This window comes from Kitasatospora sp. NPDC059747 (genome assembly GCF_042732955.1).
Classification (GTDB): domain Bacteria; phylum Actinomycetota; class Actinomycetes; order Streptomycetales; family Streptomycetaceae; genus Kitasatospora.
This window is the reverse complement of record NZ_JBHWGV010000001.1, coordinates 175,669-181,397: the sequence shown is the minus strand read 5'-3', so window position 1 is coordinate 181,397 and position 5,729 is coordinate 175,669. Positions and strand designations below refer to the sequence as shown.

7 protein-coding genes are annotated in these 5,729 nt (G+C 73.3%); all 7 read left to right on the top strand.

Annotated features, from left to right (window positions below):
• Positions 1 to 162 precede the first annotated feature (162 nt).
• Genes ACFV4G_RS00860 through ACFV4G_RS00830 form a run of 7 tightly spaced genes read left to right on the top strand, consistent with a single transcriptional unit; the run spans position 163 to position 5,661 of the window.
• Positions 163 to 1,950 (top strand): nickel-dependent hydrogenase large subunit, encoded by a 1,788-nt coding sequence (locus tag ACFV4G_RS00860; protein ID WP_380435253.1) that lies wholly within the window; start codon positions 163 to 165, stop codon positions 1,948 to 1,950.
• Positions 1,947 to 2,414, top strand: coding sequence for a thioredoxin (locus ACFV4G_RS00855; RefSeq protein WP_380435252.1), 468 nt, complete (start codon positions 1,947 to 1,949; stop codon positions 2,412 to 2,414). The genes ACFV4G_RS00860 and ACFV4G_RS00855 overlap by 4 nt, the downstream gene beginning before the upstream one ends.
• Positions 2,411 to 3,058 carry a DUF5947 family protein gene (locus ACFV4G_RS00850; RefSeq protein ID WP_380435251.1) on the top strand — a complete coding sequence of 216 codons (648 nt, stop codon included), beginning with the start codon at positions 2,411 to 2,413 and terminating at the stop codon, positions 3,056 to 3,058. Before ACFV4G_RS00855 ends, ACFV4G_RS00850 begins: the two co-directional genes overlap by 4 nt.
• Positions 3,055 to 3,699, top strand: coding sequence for a DUF6084 family protein (locus ACFV4G_RS00845; RefSeq protein ID WP_380435250.1), 645 nt, complete (start codon positions 3,055 to 3,057; stop codon positions 3,697 to 3,699). Before ACFV4G_RS00850 ends, ACFV4G_RS00845 begins: the two co-directional genes overlap by 4 nt.
• Positions 3,696 to 5,060, top strand: a complete 1,365-nt coding sequence (locus ACFV4G_RS00840; RefSeq protein WP_380435249.1) for a hypothetical protein — start codon at positions 3,696 to 3,698, stop codon at positions 5,058 to 5,060. Before ACFV4G_RS00845 ends, ACFV4G_RS00840 begins: the two co-directional genes overlap by 4 nt.
• The gene (locus tag ACFV4G_RS00835; protein WP_380435248.1) at positions 5,057 to 5,563 is read left to right on the top strand and encodes a hydrogenase maturation protease; all 507 of its coding nucleotides are present in this window, start codon (positions 5,057 to 5,059) and stop codon (positions 5,561 to 5,563) included. The genes ACFV4G_RS00840 and ACFV4G_RS00835 overlap by 4 nt, the downstream gene beginning before the upstream one ends.
• Positions 5,557 to 5,661, top strand: coding sequence for a DUF6893 family small protein (locus tag ACFV4G_RS00830; protein WP_380397724.1), 105 nt, complete (start codon positions 5,557 to 5,559; stop codon positions 5,659 to 5,661). Before ACFV4G_RS00835 ends, ACFV4G_RS00830 begins: the two co-directional genes overlap by 7 nt.
• Positions 5,662 to 5,729 lie beyond the last annotated feature (68 nt).

The following is a 5,729-nucleotide window of genomic DNA, read 5'->3' as shown; positions in this document are numbered from 1 at the left end:
GGCGCGGGGGGCGCGCGACCGGGCGCCCCCCGGACCGCGGTCGCGCCGCGGCGCGGGGTGGCGCGGGGCGGCGCCCGGCGCGGGCGGGTGGGGGGGCGCGCGTCGCCGCCCCGCCCACCTCCCCACCCAAGCAGGCCACGACAGAAGGGCACGACACACACGATGGCAACACCGACGACCAGGGCCTCCGGCGACGGCAGCGGCCTGACCGAGATGTCCTGGGACCCGATCACCCGGATCGTGGGCAGCCTGGGCATCCACACGAAGATCGACTTCAAGCAGAAGAGGGTCGCGGAGTGCTACAGCACCTCGTCCGTCTTCCGCGGCTACAGCGTCTTCATGCGCGGCAAGGACCCCCGCGACGCGCACTTCATCACCAGCCGGATCTGCGGGATCTGCGGCGACAACCACGCCACCTGTTCGGTCTACACGCAGAACATGGCCTACGGCGTGAAGCCCCCGCACCTGGGCGAGTGGATCATCAACCTCGGCGAGGCCGCCGAGTACATGTTCGACCACAACATCTTCCAGGAGAACCTGGTCGGGGTCGACTACTGCGAGAAGATGGTCAAGGAGACCAACCCGGGCGTCCTGGAGCTGGCCGAGCGCACCGAGGCCCCGCACGCCCGCGACCACGGCTACAAGACGATCGCCGACATCATGCGCTCGCTCAACCCGATCGAGGGCGAGTTCTACCGCGAGGCGCTGCAGGTCAGCCGCTACACCCGGGAGATGTTCTGCCTCATGGAGGGCCGCCACGTGCACCCCTCCACGCTCTACCCGGGCGGCGTCGGCACCGTCGCGACGGTGCAGCTGTTCACCGACTACCTGACCCGGCTGATGCGCTACGTCGAGTTCATGAAGAAGGTCGTGCCGCTGCACGACGACCTCTTCGACTTCTTCTACCAGGCGCTGCCCGGCTACGAGGAGGTCGGCCGCCGCCGCGTCCTGCTCGGCTGCTGGGGCAGCCTCAACGACCCGGACCACTGCGACTTCACGTACCGCAACATGACGGACTGGGGCCGGCGGATGTTCGTCACCCCCGGCGTCGTCGTGGACGGCAAGCTCGTCACCAACGACCTCACCCAGATCAACCTCGGCATCCGCATCCTGCTCGGCAGCTCCTACTACGAGGACTGGCAGGGCAAGGAGCTGTTCGTCACCCACGACCCGCTCGGCAACCCGGTCGACCCGCGCCACCCGTGGAACCAGCACACCATCCCGCAGCCGCAGAAGCGGAACTTCGACGACAAGTACAGCTGGGTGATGTCCCCGCGCTGGTTCGACGGCAAGGACCACCTCGCCCTCGACACCGGCGGCGGCCCGATCGCCCGCCTGTGGTCCACCGCGCTGTCCGGTCTCGTCGACATCGGCTACATCAAGGCCACCGGACACAGCGTCAAGATCAACCTGCCCCGCTCGATGACCAAGCCCGAGGTCACCTTCGAGTGGAAGATCCCGCAGTGGAGCAACGCCATCGAGCGCAACCGCGCCCGCACCTACTTCCAGGCGTACGCGGCCGCCGCCGCCCTGCACTTCGCCGAGAAGGCGCTCGACGAGGTCCGCGCCGGGCGCAGCCAGACCTGGGAGCGCTTCGAGGTGCCGGACGAGTCGATCGGCTGCGGCTTCACCGAGGCCGTGCGCGGCGTGCTCTCGCACCACATGGTCATCCGCGACGGCAAGATCGCCAACTACCACCCGTACCCGCCGACCCCGTGGAACGCGAGCGTGCGCGACAGCTACGGCACGCCCGGCCCGTACGAGGACGCGGTGCAGAACACGCCGATCTTCGAGGAGAACTCCCCGGAGAACTTCAAGGGCATCGACATCATGCGCGCCGTGCGCAGCTTCGACCCCTGCCTGCCCTGCGGCGTGCACATGTACGTCGGCGGCGGGCGCACCGTGCAGACCATGCACGTGCCCACCGGCCTGAGTGGGCTCACCGCATGACGGCCGAGCAGACCGGGCTGCGGATCCAGGAGGCCCTGGACGCCCTGGCCGGCAGCGGCGCCGAGGAGGCGGGCGAGCAACTCGTGCGTGACCTCATGGAGTTCTACGGCGAGGGCCTGGCCAGGCTGGTGCCGGCGCTCGCCCCGCCCGCCCTGGAGCGGATGCTGGACGACCCCGCCGTCGCGGGGCTGCTGCTCCTGCACGACCTGCACCCCGAGGACGTGACCGCCCGGATCGACCGGGCGCTCGCGGCCCTGCCCGAGCGGGTCGAGGTGCTCGGCTTCGAACCGGCCACCGGCGCCCTGCGGCTGCGCCGGACGGCCTCCGGCTGCGGCTGCTCCGACCAGGACGTCGAGGCCGTCCTCGCCTGCCACGCCCCCGAGGTGACGGCCGTCGAGCTGGAGCGCGCCCCGCAGCTGCTCCAGATCGGCACCCGCCCGCAGCAGCCCGCGGAGGCGCGATGAACACCCGGAGGGTCTCCCGGGACGGGACCGCCCTGCTGCGCCGGCTGCGCGAGCCGGCGCCGCCGCGCCCCGAGCAGTGCGGCTTCTGCGGCCGCGACCTGCCGCCCGGCCACCGCCACCTGGTGGACGTCGAGGAGCGCGCCCTGGCCTGCACCTGCACCGCGTGCGGCCTGCTGTTCCAGCAGCCCGGCGCGGCCGGCGGGCGCTTCCGCACCGTGCCCGACCGCTACCTCGCCGACCCGGACGGCGCCGTCGACGAGCGGCTGTGGTCGGTGCTCGGGATCCCCGTCGGCACCGCGTTCCTGTTCCGCAACGCCGTGCTCGACCAGCTCCTCGCCTTCTACCCCGGCCCGGCCGGCGCCACCGAGAGCGAGCTGGACGAGGACGCCTGGGAGCGCGTCCTCGGCGGGAGCCGACTGGCCGCCGCCCTCGAACCCGACGTCGAGGCGCTGCTGCTGCGCCGCACCGACGGCCGCGTCGAGTGCTACCTGGTGCCGATCGACGTCTGCTACGAGCTGGTCGGCCGGCTGCGGCTGTGCTGGCACGGCTTCGACGGCGGCGCCGAGGCGCGGGCCGAACTCGACGCGTTCTTCGGCCGGCTCGCCGACCGGGCCCGCCCGCTGCCCGCGGAGGTGACGGCATGACGCCGCTCTGCTTCGCCTGCACCGGCGTGCGCTCCGACCCGTACGCGGCCGCGCCGACGCTGGTGTTCCGGCTGCGCATCACGGCGCCGGCCGACACCCGGGTGCACGCCCTCGCCCTCCAGTGCCAGCTGCGGATCGAACCGGGCCGCCGGTCGTACGCCGAGGCCGAGGGCGGGCGGCTGGGCGACCTGTTCGGCGAGCGGGAGCGCTGGGCGACCACGCTCAACCCGATCCAGCTCGCCACCGTGCCGCTGCTCGTGCCCGGCTTCACCGGCGAGACCGAGGCCGACCTCGCCGTGCCGTGCAGCTACGACCTGGAGGTGGCCTCCGCCCGCTACTTCCGGGCGCTCGACGGCGGCGAGGTGCCGCTCCTGCTGCTCTTCTCCGGCACCGCCTTCGCCGGCCCCGGCGGCTTCCAGGTCACCCCCGTGCCCTGGGACAAGGAGGCCCGGGTGCGGATGCCGGTGCGGGTCTGGCGCGAGGCGATCGACCAGCACTTCCCCGGCTGCGCCTGGCTGCGCCTGCCCGACGACGTGATGGACGACCTGCTGGCCTACCGCTCCCGGCGGGCCCTGCCCTCGTGGGAGGCGACGGTGCGCGAGCTGCTCGCGGCGGCGGCCGTCGAGGAGGCGCTCCGGTGACCGCTTTTCCGGAATCGATCGAGAGCGGCTTCGCCGGGGCGCGGCAGATCGCCGACGCCGTGCTGCTGGAGGGCTACGTGCTCTACCCGTACCGCGCCTCGGCGGCCAAGAACCGGCTGCGCTGGCAGTTCGGCGTCCTGGTGCCGCCCGAGTACACCGCGCAGGGCGGCGAGCACTCCCACCAGCGCACCGAGTGCGTCATGGAGGCGCGGCAGGACGACCGGCTCGCGGTCGAGCTGCGCTTCCTGCGCGTCCAGCGGCGCACCGTCGAACAGGCCACCGCCACCGGCGGGTTCGAACCGGTGGAGCGGCTGGAGCTGGCCGACCGGGTGCTCGTCGAGTGGGACGAGGCCGTCGAGGAGCGGATCGAACTCCTCGTGTCGGTCGAGGAGTTGATGGGCGAGGGGGTGCAGCACGGGTTCCGCCTGCCGGGCGTCGGCGAGACCGAGCTGCTGCGCGAGGACGGCACCGCCGTCGGACGCCTCGTCCGGCGGCGCGAACAGGTCGACGGCGTCGTGCGGTTGAGGGCCGAGGAGCTGCCGGGCCCCTACCGTGCGCAGCGCCTCACGGCCGTCGTGGAGAACGCGTCCACCTGGATGCCGCGCCGGCGCACACCGCGAGAGGAGGCGCTGCCGCGCGCCCTGGTCTCCGCGCACCTGCTGCTCGGGCTGGAGCACGGCCGGTTCCTGTCGGTCACCGACCCGCCCGAGTGGGCGCGTGCGGCCGTCGAGCGGTGCCGCAACGAGCAGACGTGGCCCGTCCTGGCCGGAGCGGACGGCGGGTGCAAGGTGATCCTCTCCTCGCCGATCATCCTGGAGGACCATCCGCGGGTGGCCCCGGAGAGCCTCGGCACGCTGTACGACGCGACCGAGATCGACGAGATCCTCGCGCTGCGCACCGCGGCCCTCACGGACGAGGAGAAGCGGGAGGCGCGGGGCACCGACGAACGGGCCGGCGCCGTGATCGACCTCGCCGAGTCGATGCCGCCCGAGGTGCTGGAGCGCCTGCACGGGGCCATCCGCGGGCTGCGCGAGATCTCCTCCGCCGATGCGGAGCAGCCCTGGTGGGACCCGGGCAACGATCCGGCGGTCGACCCCGAGCGGGACGAGGTGCTGGTCGACGGCCGTGCCGTCGCCGCCGGCAGCCGGGTGCTGCTGCGGCCCGGACGGCGCCGCACCGACGCCCAGGACCTGTTCCTGGCCGGGCGGACGGGCGTCGTCGAGGCCGTGCTGCACGACGTGGACGGCTCGGTGCACCTGGCCGTCACGGTGGAGGACGACCCGGGCGCCGACCTGTGGCGGGCCCAGGGGCGCTTCCGCTACTTCCAGCCCGACGAGGTCACCCCGCTGGAGGAGTCGTGAGCGGACCGAAGGTGCTGGTGGCCGGGGTGGGGAACATCTTCCTCGGCGACGACGGCTTCGGGGTCGAGACCGTCCGGCGGCTCGCCGCCCACCCGGTGCCGGACGGCGTCGAGGTGGTCGACGTCGGCGTGCGCGGCGTGGACCTCGCCTACCGGCTGCTCGACGGCTACCGGACCGCCGTGCTGGTGGACGCCACCTGCCGCGGCGGGGCGCCCGGCACCGTCTACCTCATCGAGGCGGCCGCCGAGCCGCTGGAGGCGCCGCTGCTGGACGGGCACCGGATGGGGCCCGACGCCGTGCTCGGGCTGCTCGCCACGCTCGCCGCGGGCACCGGCGGCGAGCCGCCCGGACGGGTGCTGGTGGTCGGCTGCGAGCCGGCGTCGCTGGAAGAGGGCATCGGGCTGAGCGCCCCGGTCGCCGCCGCCGTGGAAGAGGCGGTCCAAGTGGTCCTGCGGGTCGTGGACGAGGCCGCGCAGCCGGAGAAGGAGACGACACCATGCTGAGGAAACTGTTCTGCGCCGCCCTGCTGGCGGGGATCGGCGCGCTGGTCTGGCAGAGCCTGCCGGACCTCAAGCGGTACCTGAGGATCTCGCGCATGTGACGCGCACGTGAGCTGCGCGCGGGGCTGAGCGCGCGCGGCACGGTCGTGGAGACCATGCTCTCCAGCCC